Genomic DNA, 16660 nt, shown 5'->3' with positions numbered 1-16660 from the left:
TTTCACTCCACCTTTGCGCAGGCCGGTTTTTACCGGCCTGCGTGCCTAATTTGAAGGGAAAAAGTGGCATGACCGTTGCGGAGACCGAGCTTCATTCGCCAGCCAGTGCATCCGTGCCAAATTCATCCAGGCCCAGTGCACCGACGCTCAACGCCCCCCTGCCCAGCCTACCCATCGTCGAAGGCTCCAGACAGCAACCAGCACCTCGCCCCAAAAGCCGGGTAAACTGGGATTGGCTGGGTGTGCTGCCGTTTTTCCTGTTTGCCGTTCTGTTTCTGATCGGCCCGATCCTTTATCTGGTCAAAGGCTCGTTTCAAAATCCGGCGGGTGATTTCACGCTGGAGAATTTCATCAGCCTGGCCACACCCAATATCATGGCCGCCTATTCCCTGTCGCTGCGCCTGAGCCTGGCCGCAGCTTGTCTTGGCGCCATGGCTGGTCTTCTGGTGGGCTATGCCATTATTCTCGGTGGCCTGCCGCGCTGGGTGCGCACGGCCTTCATGACCTTTTCTGGCGTTGCCTCGAACTTCGCTGGTATTCCGCTGGCCTTCGCCTTCATAGCAACGCTCGGCCGGTTGGGCCTTGTCACCGTTCTGTTGCGTGACATGTTCGGCTTCAACCTCTATGGCACGGGCTTCAGCCTGTTCTCCTTCTGGGGCCTGGCGATCACCTACCTTTATTTCCAGCTGCCGCTGATGGTTCTGATCATCACTCCTGCCCTCGACGGCTTAAAGGGCGAATGGCGCGAAGCGGCGGAAATTCTCGGCGCCACCCGCCGCCAATATTGGCAAATGGTCGCCCTGCCAGTGCTGACCCCCTCCATTCTCGGCTGTTTCCTGCTGCTGTTTGCCAATGCCTTTGGCACGCTGGTCACCGTCTATGCCCTGACCGGCTCGAGCTTCGGCGTGGTGCCCATCGTGCTTTACCAGCAGATTCAAGGCAATGTGCTCTACAATCCCAATCTTGGCTATGCGCTGGCGGTTGGCATGGTGGCCATCATGGCCGTCACCAACACCCTCTATCTTATCCTGCGCAGCCGCGCCGAACGGTGGCAAAAATGAAAAAGCCCTTTCCGCTGGTCTCGACCGTCATCGTCCTTGTCGCCGCCGCTTATTTCCTCGTTCCGCTCTATGCGACATTCCAGTTTTCCCTGCAAATGCTGCGGGGCCAGTGGAGCTTTGCCGCTTACCGTTCGGTGTTTTCCAGCGACGAGTTTCTGTCCACCCTTGGCTACTCGGCCTTTGCCTCGCTGATGGCGATTGTGGTCGGTGCCGTCATCGTCGTGCCCACCGCCTATTGGGTGCGGCTGCGTCTGCCGAAACTGCGGCCAATCGTCGAGTTCGTCAGCCTCCTGCCGCTGATCATTCCGCCCGTCGTGCTGGTGTTCGGTTATATCCGGTTGTTTGGTTCCAATTCCTATCTGCCGCTCACCATGTCGGAAAACGGCACCAATATCCTGCTGGTGATTGGCTACGTCACATTGTCCTTGCCCTATATGTTTCGGGCCGTCGACAATGGCATGGCCGCCATCGACATCACCACTCTGACGGAAGCCGCCGAAAGCCTCGGCGCATCGCGGCTGCGCACCATTGCCGAGGTGATTTTCCCCAATGTCCGCTCGGCCATTGTGTCCGGCGCCTTTCTGACCTTTTCGATCTCGCTGGGCGAATTCGTCTTCGCCAGCCTGCTCAATCGCCCGGCCTTCGGCCCCTATATGGTCAAGATGGGCCAGGACCGCGCCTATGAACCGGCAGCGCTCGCCGTTCTGTCCTTCGCGCTCACCTGGGGCTGCATGGTCCTGATGCAATTATTCGCCAATAAAAAACCCGGACAGCGCTGGTTGCCACGCCGTATGATACGCCAGGCCCCGATGTCCTCTTCCATGCCCCCAAGGAGTGCAACCCGATGAGTTTCCTCAGGATCGCAGCGGTCAGCAAGAGTTTCGCTGCCAATACCGTCGTCAAGGAATTCGATCTCCCGGTGAATAAAGGCGAGTTCATCTCCTTCCTGGGACCGTCCGGCTGTGGCAAGACAACCGTTCTGCGCATGGTGGCCGGGTTTGAAACGCCCTCCTCCGGCTCGATTGTCATCGACGGACAGGATGTAACGAAACTGCCGCCCAATCGACGCCGGATCGGCATGGTCTTCCAGGCCTATGCGCTGTTTCCCAATATGAATGTATTCGACAACGTCGCCTTCGGCCTGAAGATCGCCAAAAAGCCCAAAGCGGAAATCCACAGCCGGGTGATGGAAATGCTGAAGCTGATCCATCTGGATCATCTGGCCGAGCGCTATCCCTACCAGATGTCCGGCGGCCAGCAGCAGCGCGTCGCGCTGGCCCGGGCACTGGCACCAAAGCCGCAGGTTCTGCTGCTGGATGAGCCGCTGTCGGCGCTGGATGCCAAGATCCGCGTGTCGTTGCGCGAGGAGATCCGCCAGATCCAGCGTCAGCTTGGTATCACCACTGTCTTCGTGACCCATGACCAGGAAGAGGCCCTATCAATTTCCGACCGGATCGTGGTGATGAATGGCGGTCGCGCCGACCAGATCGGCACACCATCGGAAATCTACAACCATCCCCAGACCCGCTTCGTTGCCTCCTTCGTCGGCACGCTCAACCTGATTGACGCAAAGGTCACGGATACATCCACAAATACAATCCTGATCGGCGACCAGCAGGTGAGCCTGAAAAAGCCGCTGGGCAAGACCAATGGTGAAACCGTCACCGTGGCTTTGCGCCCAGAGGCAGGATCGCCCGCCGAAGGCGCCAAGGGCGATGTGCGGATCAGCGGCAAAGTCACATCAAGCCATTTTCTCGGCTCGGTGATCCGTACCCGGCTGGATGTCGGCGGCGCCACCCTGTCCTTCGACATGTTCAACGATCCGGGCGTTACGCCGGCAGTGATTGGCGAAACTGTCACCCTGAAATTTGCAGGTGACGACCTGATGGTGGTGGCGGATTGATGATCTTTCCGCACCATACCCAGAATTGACAGAGCGCAAAAGTCCACCCATGAATTGAATTTAAACATGCTAATTCATGTGTTTACGCATTATCAATAGAAATCAAATATAAAGCCTCATCACGTAGGAGGCATCTTAAATGGGACTGTTGTCGTTTGGCTTCGGTGCGGACAATAAAGGCGTTTTGGAAGCCGTCAATCGGTCCCAGGCCATTATTGAATTTGACCTCAATGGCAATATCCTTGATGCGAATGAAAATTTCTGCAAAGCGATCGGCTATAAAAGATCGGAGATCGTCGGAAAGCACCACCGGATTTTTGTCGATCCCGAAGACGTGAAAAATCCAGCCTATGCAGAGTTCTGGGCGAAACTCGGCTCCGGTCAGTTCGATCAAGGGCAGTACAAACGATTGACCAAGACCGGGGAATCGATCTGGATCGAAGCCTGTTACAATCCGGTTTTTCGGGGCAAAAAGCCCTACAAGGTCGTGAAAATCGCAACCGACATAACGGCTGCGAAGACCAAGACCATGGACAGTGACGGCAAGATTGATGCGCTGATGCGCTCTCAAGCCGTCATTGAATTCACGCCAACCGGCCAGATTCTCACAGCCAACGAGAATTTCTGCAAAACATTGGGCTACAGCTTAAGCGAAATCGTCGGCAAGCATCATTCGATGTTCTGCGAACCCGCCTATGCTGCCTCGCCTGAATACAAGCAATTCTGGCGCAGCCTTGCTGCCGCCGAATATCAGAGCAACGAATTTCTGCGCATCGGCAACGGTGGAAAACACGTTCATATTCAAGCCACCTACAATCCAATTTTCGATGAAAAGGGGAAAGTCATTAAGGTTGTGAAATTCGCAACCGATGTGACTGGCCGCGTCAAAGCCATCGACGCCATCGCTGCCGGTCTGGAACGTCTTTCAAACTGCAATATCCGCATGACAATCGACGAACCGTTCATTCCGACCTTCGACCACCTGCGCAAACACTTCAACATGTCGATCAGCAAGTTTCAGGAGACACTTGTACAGGTGCTGACGGAAACGGCATCCGTGGCCGCCAACAGCCGGGAAGTCCAGGAAAGCTCCACGAGTCTCGCCCAACGCTCTGAACAACAGGCCGCCGCACTTGAGCAAACCTCAGCCGCATTGGAGGACATTACCACTGTCGTTAATCAATCCAGTGCGAGCACCAAGAACACCAGAGATCTGGTGCGTGATGCGCGTCAGGCAGCGACCGAATCCGTGAAAGTCGTCAACTCGACGGTGGACGCGATGAGCCGCATCGAGGGTGCTTCGAAGGAAATCAGCAACATCATCAGCGTCATCGATGAAATCGCCTTCCAGACCAATCTCCTGGCCTTGAACGCGGGCGTGGAGGCCGCCCGTGCCGGCGAAAGCGGCAAGGGCTTTGCTGTCGTGGCACAAGAAGTGCGCGAACTGGCCCAGCGTTCCGCCAAGGCCGCCAAGGAAATCTCGGAGCTGATCGGCAAATCCAGCAATGAAGTAAAAGACGGTGTGCGTTTGGTCGGGGAAACAGGCAGTGCTCTGAACCGGATCGAATCCTTCGTTCAGTCCATCGATGACAATATCGAGGCCATTGCCACAGCCGCAATAAAGCAATCCACCAGCCTTGGCGAAATCAGTTCCGCAGTGAATGCGCTGGATCAGATGACGCAAAAGAACGCCGGCATGGTCAATACGATCAACACCATCAGCGACGCGCTTTCCAGCGGCGCTGCCAAGCTGACAGAACTGGCCAGCCGGTTCCAGCTGAACAGACGATCAACGATCCGTGGGCCGGAAAGCTCCGCTGCGATGCGCGAAGGCAGCAGGCGGCAAAACAACCGGTCCGCAGCCTGACTGAAAGACCTTTGAGCCAGCACACCACCTTTCAGCAACACATTGGCGAAAACATCGGCAGTGTGTTTCGTTTTCGGCATTTTTATTTTGCGGTCCGTGAGGCGATAGGCCAATTTTCGCGCATCTTCCAAGCTGCGGCTGAACGAAAGAGTGCCTATGTCTGCCAAGCCAGCCTTGACCACCCCTGCCCTGGCCATCATCGACACGATCAGCGATCCGGGAAAAAGCGACCGCAGCAACGAGGACAGACTAGGATATAACGAGCAGGCCGCCTTCGTGCTCGACGGCGCAACCGGGCTGGGCGATGACCAGTTCATGGACGGTTACGGTTCCGACGCTGCCTGGATCGCCCAGTTTGCGGCAAAGCGGCTGACCACGGAACTAACCTGCGACACCAATGTCACCGAGGTGATCCGCGCCATCGCTTTCGACGCCCATGAGCTTTTTACCGCAGCCGCAGGTGACCAGCCCCGCTACGCCTGGCCGCTGGCGGCTCTTGCCGCCTTGCGGGTAACGCCTGATGGTGCGCAATTCATTGGCCTTGGCGATAGCGTGCTCTACCTTCTGCATGATGATGGCCGGGTGGAAACTCATATGGCCCTGCCGGATGCATTCGAGCGTGAACAGCAAGCCGCCCGCGCCCATGTGGAGCGGCTGGGCGGCATCGGCGCAAGCGGCATGGCCGCCAATGATCCGCAAACTTTGGAAGAACTCCGCCGCACCAGAGAAAAGCAAAACACATCGGACGGCTGGATATGGTCGCTTGGCCTGGTGCCGGATGCCGCCGATCATCTGGTTCGTACAGCCCTGACCATCGAGACGGGCGCCACCGCGCTAATCTGCTCGGATGGGCTGGCCGATCTCGTCAGCCTATACCAGGCCTATGATCCTGCCGGTCTGGTCAAACGCGCCGCTACCGCCGGATTGAAGGCCCTGGTCACCGAATTGCGACATCTGGAACGCGAGGTCGATCCAGACGGGCTACAATTTCCGCGCTTCAAGCAAAGTGGCGACACGACGGCGATCCTCTGCCGGATCGATCGTTAAGCTTAGCCGAATATCTCTCTTAGAGCCCCCAGTAGCCGGTCGCATTCGGCATCCGTGCCGATGCTGATGCGTAGAAAATCACCGATCCGTGGCTTTTGAAAATTGCGCACCAGCACGGATTTTTGTCGCAGCGCCAATGTAAGATCCGCACCACTCCGGTCCGAATGCCGGGCAAACACAAAATTGGCTGAGGATGGCGGGACCTCGAAACCCAACTCCTGAAGACCGAGGGAGAGACGCTCCCGGCTGGCGACAACCAGATCGCGGTGACGCTCGAACCATTCCCGGTCTTCCCAGGAGGCAACGGCCCCAGCAAGCGCCAGCCGGTCGAGCGGATAGGAATTGAAACTGTCCTTGACCCGCTCCAAGGCCTCGATCAGCGCCCGTTGCCCAACAGCAAAGCCAACCCGCAATCCGGCAAGGCCCCGCGATTTCGAAAAGGTCTGAACCACCAACAGGTTCGGATAGGTTTTGACCAGTGGAATGGCGCTGTCCGCACCGAAATCCACATAGGCCTCATCAATCACCACCACCTGATCGGGATGGTCACGCACGAGAGTTTCAATCTCCGAAAGCGACAGGGCAATACCCGTCGGTGCATTGGGATTGGGCAGGATGATCGCCCCACACGGCTGCCGGTAATCCTCAATCCGCACTCGCATGGCATCGTCCAAGGCAACCTCCCGGAAATCGATACCATAGAGCCGACAATAGGTTGGGTAGAAACTATAGCTGACATCCGGAAACAGCAGCGGCTTATCGTGATTCAACAGGGCCTGAAACGTATGCGCCAAGACCTCATCGGAACCATTACCGACAAACACCTCGCCCGGGTCGAGATTGTGGCTCTTGGCAATCGCATGGCGAAGCGGCAGGCCAGTCGGATCGGGGTAAAGCCGAAGCGTGTCATCCACTGCCTGTCGCATCGCGGTAATCGCATGCGGCGAAGGACCGTAAGGGCTTTCATTGGTGTTCAGCTTGACCAGATCGCTGATGGCGGGTTGTTCGCCCGCCACATAAGGCATCAGGGATCGAACGATCGGGCTCCAGAATCTGCTCATGGAAATTCTCCACGGATAGAAGGAAGAATAGAGTGCGGCGGCAATCAATTTTCATTTTTGATATCTCAGGCGGAGATTGATGCCAAGGCACCGGAGATGCTGATGCATCATACCGCTTTCGGCATTGCCGCCGGTTCGAATGCCGCAAGAAAAACACTATTCACCAGGTTCAATGGCGACTGCGCTCACAACCCAAAAGCTTAAGCCAAAATGATCCTCTCTCGCGGGGTTTGACTTTTTTTGATAGTATGTCTTATATAATTTTCACACAAAACAAGTAATATAAACCCATTAAAAAATGGGGGTAGCCATGACTGAAGACATGACATCGCCAAACCTTGATAAAACCCTATCATTTCTATCTCAAATAAAGCAAACAGACACAGTCAAAAATCTTGTAGATTTAACAAAACATGCGACAAGCCGATACGGTGTTAAAAATATCGTTATAGGATTTCCACCAGAAATCGGAATGCTACCCAGCCAGCAAATGCAGGGTATTTTACTTGCAGACTGGCCTGACGAATGGTCGCATCTTTATTTTCGCGACAACCTTGCATTTCAAGACCCTGCCATCCGACACATCGTCAACTCGGAACCCTCCTTTGTCTGGTCGGATTTTTCCAAAACATTACCTATAAGCCGTGACGAAAAATGGCTGATGGATCAGGCCAAGGAGTTTTTTGTCAGCAATGGCTTCACTCTCCCCATCCTATCCCTGGACGGACGCTGCGCTGGTGTCACATTCGCCGGCAGCGACATCGATGATTCACCCCAGGCAAGAACCGGCATGGCGCTGATCGCAAGCCTCGTCTTCGCACGCGCGCTAGAACTATATGGCGCAAACCAGAAACAGACCACTCGACTGACCCCGAGGGAAAGGGAAGTCATCGGCTGGATTGCCAATGGCAAGACGGATTGGGAAATCAGCGTGATTTTCGGAGTCTCCGAAAAGGCCGTGACCAAGCATGTTGGCAATATCATGATGAAACTCGGCGCCGTCAGCAGATCACACGCCATTGCAGAAGCCTTCCGGCAAAAATTGATATGCTGAAATCTGTCAAGGTGGCTTTTCCTCTACTACGCGGATTTCAAATTTTTTGTATTATTTAAAATTTTCAATACTTACGCCAAAATCAACCGTTCAAATGATTAAAACGCTGATTAAAAAATTCTACCTAAGGTTTTCAACACATAAAATCCCGATAATTGATTAGCAAGCTCAAAAAATAAACACAATTTACAATATTACGTCTTAAAATAGGACGGACAGCCGACAATATTCTCTCATTTTTTGACCATCGATCATATTGTAAAACACAGATCGAAACATGAGATAATTTCCGCTGTAATGTATTGAGATAGCCAATGACATTGCTCAAAAAAACACCAGACGTGCACGATTATAACATTCTGGCGGGTGAACGTTTGAAAAGCGCCCGCAAGAATAAGGGGATGAGCCAAGCCGACGTTGCAAGAGAACTGGGGGTGACATTCCAACAGCTGCATAAATATGAAAAGGGCATCAACGGCATGAGCGCCAGCAGACTTGCCGCTGCAGCCACTCTCTTGGGAATGGACCCCGATTTTTTCTATACAGCCGATAGTGCCGTGGCACCGCCCAAGGATACCACAAGCGAGCTGACAGATCTGGTGAAAGCGACATCGCGTTCAGACGCGCTTGAACTCAACACATGTTTCGCCAGCATTAAAAACTCCAATACACGCAAAATCATTATTTCCATTATCGAGCAGATTGCATCTGCCCGTTAGAGCTAGGCCGGCACGGCGGCAAAGTCCGCGCACCTCCAAGCTCCTTAAGCCGGTAAAATACCAGGCCTAACTGTTTAGTCCCGGCATTTGATGGCAGCGCCGAGGCCTGAGCACCGTACATTTTCTGGTCCATCGCTTGGGCAAAGCAGCCCCCTTCCCACGAAATTGCAGTATCAAAAACTTCAACTAAATATATCGATCAAAATTTGAACAGTATTTTCCTGAATATGGAAATTAATTGATCAAATAACGAATTAGTTCATATCAGTTTTACAATATAACTAATTCTAGTCTTTTGTAATCGAGGTATTTCAGATGAAGTCGATTGGTTCTGTCTTGGATGAGCATCGAGGCATCGGTCCGGGATTTGATTTTCTGCGAATTTTCTTGGCAGTCATGGTTTTACTCGACCATTCGTTCCTGATTGCCGAAGGTGAAAAATATCAGTTTTCGCAGCCCGGAATCACGGTCTTGCAGGCTGCTATCCTGCCGATGTTTTTTGCGCTGAGCGGCTTTCTGATTACCGGCAGCGCCATCCGCCTGCGCCTGAAGGACTTCCTGCTCAATCGCGGCATCAGGATCGTGCCCGCTCTTGCGGTCGACATTGTGTTTGCTGCCCTGATCCTCGGTCCACTGTTTACCACGGTCAGCCTGCCGACCTATTTTCAGTCCTATGAATTCTGGGCCTATTTCGCCAATATATTTGGCGTTATCCATTATGTCCTACCGGGCGTCTTCGAGCACAATCCCTTTCCGGCCACCGTGAATGGCTCTCTCTGGACCGTTCCCTATGAGATCGGTTGCTATGCCATCATGTCTGCGCTGATCATTTTTGGCTTTCTAAAGCGCCCTATGATGGCACTGGTGGCGACGGCATGTGTCGCCGTGATCATCATCGCCCTGAAGGTCGAAAACATCAGCCCCTCGAGCATGGGCGGTCTTTTTGCACCCGAAAGCTCCGGCTACACCCTGCTTAACCACTTTATCGGCCTGCGCGGCCTGATGCTCTATGTCAATTTCATGCTGGGATCGGTGTTCTTCCTGTTCCGCCGCTTCATTCCGAAGCACTGGCTGCTGGCAGTTATCTCCTGCATCGTTCCGATTGCCACCTCTTTCGCGCTTCCTGACGTCAGCGGCAGCACGCTCTGCACCATTTTTGCGCCAATGCTGGTCTATCTCACCGTCTATGTCGGAATGGTGCGCATTCCACCCATCCCGATCTACCATCGGGGAGATTATTCCTACGGGATCTATCTCTATGGATATCCCTTTCAGCAGGCCCTGGTGAACCTGTTTCCGAAGCTGACATCCCCATGGCTGCACTTTGCCATATCCCTTCCCATCGCAACCGTAATTGCCATGGGGTCGTGGCATTTCATTGAAAAACCGATCCTGCGGCTAAGGAAGAAATTCAGCTTTACGGCCCAGAAGGGTGAAGAGAAGGAAGTTTTGCCACAGGCTGCTGCCGTTACACGATCAGCGTGACATAAAAGCATTTCTGCGATCCACCCCATCGCAGAAATGCACCCTCAAACAGGCTTATGCGCATCAGCCTCGATACGATACACCTTGCAAATCGTCACTTCTGAAGAGCGATAGGTCCGAAAACCCATTGCCTCATAGTAAGCCAAGCCTGCTTCGTTATCGGCACCGATCGCGGCTTCAATATTATCCAGCGAAAAACTCTTTGCGGCCTGCAATGTTGCGCGGAACAGGGCCGAACCAATGCCTCTTCTGGCCGCAAGCGGACTGATATGCGTACCGATAATGCCCCACCCCACTGGCGTGCCATAAGGATTATCCACAGTCGCAAATCGTAGTGACTGAAAGCCGAAAATACGGCCCTCATCATCCTGCGCGACTGAGCACTCGATACGGTCCTTGTGCTCAATATAGTTCGCCAGCACCAATTGCGGATCACCAGCACTTTTGCGCAAGCCTGCTGCAAAAATCTCGTTCAGGGCATCGCTCATCCCTTGTGCATCAAGAGAGGTCGAAGGTCTGATTAACATTGTCAACTGTTCTCCAAATATCACAGGGACACAACAATACTGCTTCTACCTTTGGAGCCAAGCTGCAACCATACGGCAAGATCAAATCAAGCTTGGGTTTCAACCAGATTTGGGTCCTGCTCATCCAGCGTGGTCAAAAGCTCCGAGAGCAATGTACGGCTTTGCACCAGCTTATCGACACGCTGGTCAACAAGCGCAACATGCTGGCGCAGGATTGACCGAAGCTCGTCGCAAGGCTCAAACTCAGCGCGGGCATCAAGGGCGCATGGCAAAAACTGCAAAATCACAGGAAGCGTCATGCCGGCAGCCCCAAGCAGCTTGATGCGCTCGATAACATTTTTCTCCGCTTGCCCATAGTCGCGATATCCGCTGGCCGTTCGTGTGGGTGTCAACAACCCTTCCGCCTCGTAATAACGCAGCATGCGTATGCTCGTGCCCGTCTGCCGGGCAAATTCGCCAATTCTCATAAATCCTCTTGACCCTGACAGTGCTGTCACAGTGTAGAGCCAATGCTCACCAATGTGAACCCACACAGGAGCAACACCATGTCCGATTGTTTTCCTTGCAAGACCACGCTCAATGGCCACGCCGTATCGGCGGACGATCTCGCCCCACTCGCCTTCTCAGGCTTTGCGCATTTCACCGCCATGCAAGTGCGGCAAGGGCGCGTGCGAGGACTTGACCTGCATCTGGAACGCCTGCGTCTGGCATCTCTTGCAATGTTCGGAATGGCACTGCCCGATGAGCAGGTCCGCGCCCATTTGCGCACAGTGCTCAATGGAGCGCCAAATGATCTGTCACTCACCGCAACGATATTCTCCCGCAGCGGTGAATTCACAGTTCCTGCTGCACCAGACAATCTCGCCATTCTGGTGCGCACAGCCCGCCCCTCGAATGGCCCAGCAGGACCTTTGCGACTGGATGTCGTTCTTCATGAACGCCCTCTCGCCTCGATTAAGCATGTTGGCGAATCTACCAAAACATATTACCTGCGCAAAGCCGTTGAACGTGGCTTTGACGATGCTGCTTTTCTGGATACAAAAGGTCGGCTGAGTGAGGCAACAATCTGGAATCTGGTGTTTTGGGATGGTGAAGCCGTTGTCTGGCCCCGCGCCGATATGTTGCATGGCGTAACAATGGGCATCATTCGCCGTCAGTTGGAAAAACTGGGCATTCCTCAGCGGCAACAGGAGGTCAGGCTGGAAGACCTTAAAAACATGACAAGCGCCGCCCTGATGAATTCATGGACACCCGGCATTGCGATCAGCAGCATAGAGACTACGAATTTCACAGAGACCAGCACGTTAACGGAGCTGCTCCACCGCGCCTACCAAGCCGAACCTGCAATTTCAATAGGATGAAGAAGACGGAAATAGAGCGGGAGAAAATATCATAGGCCGCAATAAGCAGCCTATGTGGCTCCCATCGACCTACGCCATTGTGCGAATTTTATACGCAAAATCAGAATCTTAGACGATAACGGATGGAGGGACACTTTCGCTCGCTCGCTTCATCGCAGCCAATATCCGACCCCGGATAAGGCCGCTCACAGGACGGATCACATACCAATAGGGTGCGAATTTCAGCCAGCAGGCGCGATCCGGGCAGAATACGCGGGTTTCCGTGACAAGGCGGGTCGTGCCATCCGCTTGGCGAGCAGCCGAAAAACCCAGGGCGAGCTTTGCCACGCCCGGCGTATCAAAACGGAGAAACGCGCTTCCATCTTTGATAGGAACAAGACCAAAATCAGGCCGCCAGAACCGACCAACCAGACCATAGGTCAGTTCGGCACCATCGCGCCGTTCCAGCAGCGTAAAATTGTGCATACCGAAGGGTGGCGGCAGTTGCGACTGCTTCCCTCTCAGAAAGCTGGCAAAGCGCGTAGGTAATTCCCGAAGACCAATCATCTTTCGAAATATTGGGTCAGCCTCCGGTGAATAGTCTGCCGCTGCGCTAATGACCGTATCCGTCGATGCTGAAATCACGCAGGAGTGCACTTCCCGGAAGCTATAGTTTGGAAGATACGTTGCAAGCAGCGTCATCGTGACCTCCAAGGCTAAAGGTTGCTATGCCAAATCATATCGCTTTGATGCAGCACAACAACCGATACGCCTTGAGACGTTACGCCGCAGCATCCTCATCCACCGCTGCCTTCGGCACGTAATTCAGCACTGGCCCAAGCCAACGCTCAATCTCGCGCACTTCCATCCCCTTGCGGGCCGCGTAATCTTCCACCTGATCGCGCTCCACTTTGGCCACGCCAAAATAATAGCTATCCGGATGGCCGATGTAGAGGCCGGAGACGGAGGAGCCGGGCCACATGGCGTAGCTTTCCGTCAGTGTTACGCCTGTCGTGGCCGTGGCGTCCAGCAGGTTGAACAGCGTGACCTTTTCGGTGTGGTCAGGCTGGGCAGGATAGCCGGGGGCTGGGCGGATACCGGCGTAGGATTCTGCGATCAGCTCTTCTGGCGCAAAGGCTTCGTCTGCACCGTAACCCCAGAATTCCTTGCGCACGCGCTCATGCATGCGCTCGGCGAAGGCTTCGGCGAAGCGGTCGGCAAGGGCCTTGACCATGATGGAGGAGTAATCGTCGTTGGCACGCTCGAACCGCTCAGAGATCGCCACTTCTTCGATACCTGCCGTGACCACAAAGCCGCCAACGTAATCTTCCACGCCGCTATCAACCGGGGCCACGAAATCACTCAGGGCGACATTCGGGCGGCCATCGCGCTTGGAAAGCTGCTGGCGGAGCGTGAAGAAGGTGGCGAGGTCTTGCCTGCGGGCATCGTCCGTGAACAGGCGGATATCATCACCAACGCTGTTGGCTGGCCAGAAGCCGATGACGGCGCGGGGGCGAAACCATGTTTCGTCAATAATCTTGGTCAGCATGGCTTGCGCATCGGCAAAGAGCGCGCGGGCGGCTTCGCCCTGCTTTTCATCTTCCAGAATAGCGGGATAACGGCCTTTCAGCTCCCATGTCTGGAAGAAAGGTGTCCAGTCGATGTACTGTGCCAATTCCTTGAGGTCGTAATCGTCAAACACCTTGATGCCGGTGAAGCTTGGCTTTTTCGGCTTATAATTGGTCCAATCCACCTTGGCGGCGTTGGCGCGGGCGCGGGCAATTGGCAGACGTTGTTTTTCCAGCTCGGCGCGGGCGTGGGCATCGGCCACCTTGGCATATTCAGTGCGCAAGGTTTCAATCGTCGTGTCGCGGGTATCCGGCGACAGCAAGGACGAGACTACGCCCACGGCGCGGCTGGCATCCAGCACGTAAACCGCTTGGCCCTTCTGATATTGCGGATGGATTTTCACCGCCGTATGCACCCGGCTGGTGGTGGCGCCACCGATCAGCAGCGGCACGTTAAAGCCTTGGCGCTGCATTTCAGCGGCCACATGCACCATTTCATCCAGCGATGGGGTGATCAGGCCGGAAAGACCGATGATATCGACATTTTCCTTGATCGCCACTTCCAGAATTTTGGCCGCAGGCACCATCACGCCAAGGTCGATGATCTCGTAATTGTTGCAGGCCAAAACCACGCCGACAATGTTTTTGCCAATGTCATGCACGTCGCCCTTCACGGTGGCCATCAGGATTTTGCCTGCGGCTTCGCGCTCGCCCGTGCCGCCATTGGCGCGCTTTTCTTCTTCCATGTAAGGCAGCAGCACAGCCACGGCCTGCTTCATCACGCGGGCGGATTTTACCACCTGCGGCAGGAACATTTTGCCCGCGCCAAACAGATCGCCCACCACATTCATGCCCGCCATCAGCGGACCTTCGATGACGTGCAGAGGCCGCGCCGCATTCTGCCGCGCTTCCTCAGTATCAGCATCGATAAATTCGGTAATGCCGTTGACCAGCGCATGCTCCAGCCGCTTTTCCACAGGGAGTTCGCGCCAAGACATATCCTGCACGCGGGCTTTCGCCTCGCCCGTGCCGCGATAGCGCTCGGCGATTTCCAGCAGGCGTTCTGTGCCATCAGGGCGGCGGTTCAGCACCACATCTTCGCAGGCTTCGCGCAGCTCGGCATCAATGCTTTCATACACCGCCAACTGGCCAGCGTTGACAATGCCCATGTCCATACCCGCCTGAATGGCGTGGTAGAGGAACACCGCATGCATGGCCTCGCGCACCGGCTCGTTGCCGCGAAACGAGAAGGACAGGTTGGAGACACCGCCGGAAATATGCACCAGTGGCATACGCTGACGGATGGTGCGGGTCGCCTCAATGAAATCAACCCCGTAATTGTTGTGCTCTTCAATGCCGGTGGCAACGGCAAACACGTTCGGGTCGAAGATGATGTCTTCCGGTGAGAAGCCCGCTTCTTCGGTGAGAATTTTGTAGGCCCTCTCACAGATCGCAACCTTGCGCTCGTAAGTATCGGCCTGCCCTGTCTCGTCAAAAGCCATGACAACAACAGCGGCACCGTAATTGCGGATCAGCTTGGCTTGGGCGACAAAATTTTCCTCGCCTTCCTTCAGCGAGATGGAATTGACGATCGGCTTGCCCTGCACGCATTTCAGGCCAGATTCGATGATCTGGAACTTGGATGAATCGATCATCACAGGAACGCGGGCAATGTCCGGTTCTGCGGCAATCAGGTTGAGGAATTCAACCATGGCCTTTTCTGAATCGATCAGACCTTCATCCATGTTGATGTCGATGATCTGCGCGCCGTTTTCGACCTGATCACGCGCCACCACGAGGGCGGCGTTGTAATCACCAGCGGTTATCAGCTTGCGGAATTTGGCCGAACCAGTGACGTTGGTGCGCTCGCCGACATTGACGAAGGGAATATCCTTGGTCAGCACGAAAGGCTCAAGGCCCGAAAGCGACATGAACGGGCGGTGCTCAACCGGCTGGCGTGGCGTCTTTCCCTTTACCGCTTCGGCAATGGCCTGGATATGCGCAGGTGTGGACCCACAGCAGCCGCCAACCACATTGACGATGCCTTCCTCAGCAAAGCCTTCCACCAGCTTTGCCATATATTCCGGGCTCTGGTCATATTGGCCGAACTCATTCGGCAGGCCGGCATTGGGGTAAGCAGAAACGAAGGTATCAGCAAGGCCCGACAGTTCCTGCAAATGCGGACGCATGGCATCAGCACCCAGCGCGCAGTTCAGGCCAATGGTAAATGGCTTGGCATGGCGCACCGAGTTCCAGAACGCCGAAGGCGTCTGGCCAGATAGGGTGCGGCCTGAAAGGTCGGTGATCGTGCCTGATATCATCACCGGCAGACGAATGCCCTTGGCGAGGAAGCGCTCCTCGCAGGCAAAAATCGCCGCCTTGGCGTTCAACGTGTCGAAAATCGTCTCAATCAGGATGAGATCGGCACCGCCATCAATCAGGCCATCGATTTGCTCGCCATAGGCAAGGCGCAGATCATCAAACGACACAGCGCGGTAGCCGGGATTGTTGACGTCGGGCGAAATGGACGCCGTGCGGTTGGTCGGGCCAATCGCACCGGCCACAAAACGGCGCTTGCCATCTTCGCGCTCTGCACGAAGAAGCGCGCGGCGCACGACCTGCGCGCCATGCTTGTTGAGATCGTAGACAGCGCCTTCCATCTCATAATCTGCTTGCGCGATTCGGGTCGATGAGAAGGTGTTGGTCTCGACAATATCCGCCCCCGCCATCGCGTAGCGAAAATGGATGTCTTCAATGGCTTCCGGCTGGGTCAGGATAAGAAGGTCATTATTGCCCTTCTGGTGGCAGGCGCAACCAATGAAACGCTCGCCGCGAAAATCATCTTCATCCAGGCCAAGGCCCTGAATTTCCGTGCCCATAGCACCGTCGAGGATCAGAATACGCTCACGCGCCGCCTGTTGCAGAGCTTTGAGGATCTCTGCGCCGTCGCGGTTCGCCCCTTCACGTCCAAACAATTGATCGAGCATGAGCGACTTCCTTCCGTTCCCAGGGTTACGTACCCAATCAC

Annotated in this window: 14 protein-coding genes; 9 read left to right on the top strand and 5 right to left on the bottom strand. The window is 55.0% G+C overall.

The features are described from left to right. Positions 1-68 precede the first annotated feature (68 nt). From IEI95_RS15065 to IEI95_RS15045, 5 genes are all read left to right on the top strand, one after another. A complete protein-coding gene (locus IEI95_RS15065; RefSeq protein WP_156536550.1) occupies positions 69-1061 on the top strand; it encodes an ABC transporter permease in 993 nt (330 codons plus the stop codon). Then, positions 1058-1909, top strand: coding sequence for an ABC transporter permease (locus IEI95_RS15060; RefSeq protein ID WP_156536551.1), 852 nt, complete (start codon positions 1058-1060; stop codon positions 1907-1909). Before IEI95_RS15065 ends, IEI95_RS15060 begins: the two co-directional genes overlap by 4 nt. After that, on the top strand, positions 1906-2964 hold the full coding sequence (locus IEI95_RS15055) for an ABC transporter ATP-binding protein (protein WP_156536552.1): 1059 nt from the start codon (positions 1906-1908) through the stop codon (positions 2962-2964). The genes IEI95_RS15060 and IEI95_RS15055 overlap by 4 nt, the downstream gene beginning before the upstream one ends. 139 nt (positions 2965-3103) lie before the next feature. After that, a complete protein-coding gene (locus IEI95_RS15050) occupies positions 3104-4831 on the top strand; it encodes a methyl-accepting chemotaxis protein (RefSeq protein WP_156536553.1) in 1728 nt (575 codons plus the stop codon). Between the two features lie 156 nt (positions 4832-4987). Then, the gene (locus IEI95_RS15045; protein WP_156536554.1) at positions 4988-5878 is read left to right on the top strand and encodes a protein phosphatase 2C domain-containing protein; all 891 of its coding nucleotides are present in this window, start codon (positions 4988-4990) and stop codon (positions 5876-5878) included. 2 nt (positions 5879-5880) lie between these two features. Here the strand turns inward: IEI95_RS15045 and hisC are convergent, their stop codons facing one another. Continuing rightward, the gene (hisC, locus tag IEI95_RS15040; protein WP_156536555.1) at positions 5881-6939 is read right to left on the bottom strand and encodes a histidinol-phosphate transaminase; all 1059 of its coding nucleotides are present in this window, start codon (positions 6937-6939) and stop codon (positions 5881-5883) included. Between the two features lie 310 nt (positions 6940-7249). On the opposite strand from hisC, the gene IEI95_RS15035 reads away from it, so the two are divergent. From IEI95_RS15035 to IEI95_RS15025, 3 genes are all read left to right on the top strand, one after another. Beyond that, a complete protein-coding gene (locus IEI95_RS15035) occupies positions 7250-7993 on the top strand; it encodes a helix-turn-helix transcriptional regulator (RefSeq protein WP_194416664.1) in 744 nt (247 codons plus the stop codon). 314 nt (positions 7994-8307) lie between these two features. Continuing rightward, positions 8308-8712 carry a helix-turn-helix domain-containing protein gene (locus IEI95_RS15030; protein WP_156536557.1) on the top strand — a complete coding sequence of 135 codons (405 nt, stop codon included), beginning with the start codon at positions 8308-8310 and terminating at the stop codon, positions 8710-8712. A gap of 315 nt (positions 8713-9027) precedes the next feature. Beyond that, complete coding sequence (locus tag IEI95_RS15025; RefSeq protein ID WP_156536558.1) at positions 9028-10197, top strand: acyltransferase family protein; 1170 nt, start codon at positions 9028-9030, stop codon at positions 10195-10197. Positions 10198-10241: 44 nt separating this feature from the next. Here the strand turns inward: IEI95_RS15025 and IEI95_RS15020 are convergent, their stop codons facing one another. Both IEI95_RS15020 and IEI95_RS15015 read right to left on the bottom strand, forming a co-directional pair. Further along, positions 10242-10685 carry a GNAT family N-acetyltransferase gene (locus IEI95_RS15020; RefSeq protein ID WP_234891191.1) on the bottom strand — a complete coding sequence of 148 codons (444 nt, stop codon included), beginning with the start codon at positions 10683-10685 and terminating at the stop codon, positions 10242-10244. Between the two features lie 125 nt (positions 10686-10810). Beyond that, positions 10811-11191, bottom strand: coding sequence for a MerR family DNA-binding transcriptional regulator (locus IEI95_RS15015; RefSeq protein WP_156536559.1), 381 nt, complete (start codon positions 11189-11191; stop codon positions 10811-10813). 78 nt (positions 11192-11269) lie between these two features. Here IEI95_RS15015 and IEI95_RS15010 point away from each other — a divergent pair, with 78 nt between their 5' ends. Continuing rightward, on the top strand, positions 11270-12085 hold the full coding sequence (locus IEI95_RS15010; protein ID WP_194416663.1) for an aminotransferase class IV family protein: 816 nt from the start codon (positions 11270-11272) through the stop codon (positions 12083-12085). A 108-nt stretch (positions 12086-12193) separates the two neighbouring features. On the opposite strand, the gene IEI95_RS15005 is transcribed toward IEI95_RS15010, so the two are convergent. Both IEI95_RS15005 and metH read right to left on the bottom strand, forming a co-directional pair. After that, positions 12194-12766 (bottom strand): hypothetical protein, encoded by a 573-nt coding sequence (locus IEI95_RS15005; RefSeq protein ID WP_156536591.1) that lies wholly within the window; start codon positions 12764-12766, stop codon positions 12194-12196. Between the two features lie 79 nt (positions 12767-12845). Beyond that, positions 12846-16619 carry a methionine synthase gene (gene metH, locus IEI95_RS15000; RefSeq protein WP_156536592.1) on the bottom strand — a complete coding sequence of 1258 codons (3774 nt, stop codon included), beginning with the start codon at positions 16617-16619 and terminating at the stop codon, positions 12846-12848. Positions 16620-16660 lie beyond the last annotated feature (41 nt).

Origin of the sequence: Agrobacterium vitis, assembly GCF_014926405.1 — a bacterium.
GTDB classification, from domain to species: domain Bacteria; phylum Pseudomonadota; class Alphaproteobacteria; order Rhizobiales; family Rhizobiaceae; genus Allorhizobium; species Allorhizobium vitis_H.
This window is presented reverse-complemented; position numbering and strand designations above follow the sequence as displayed.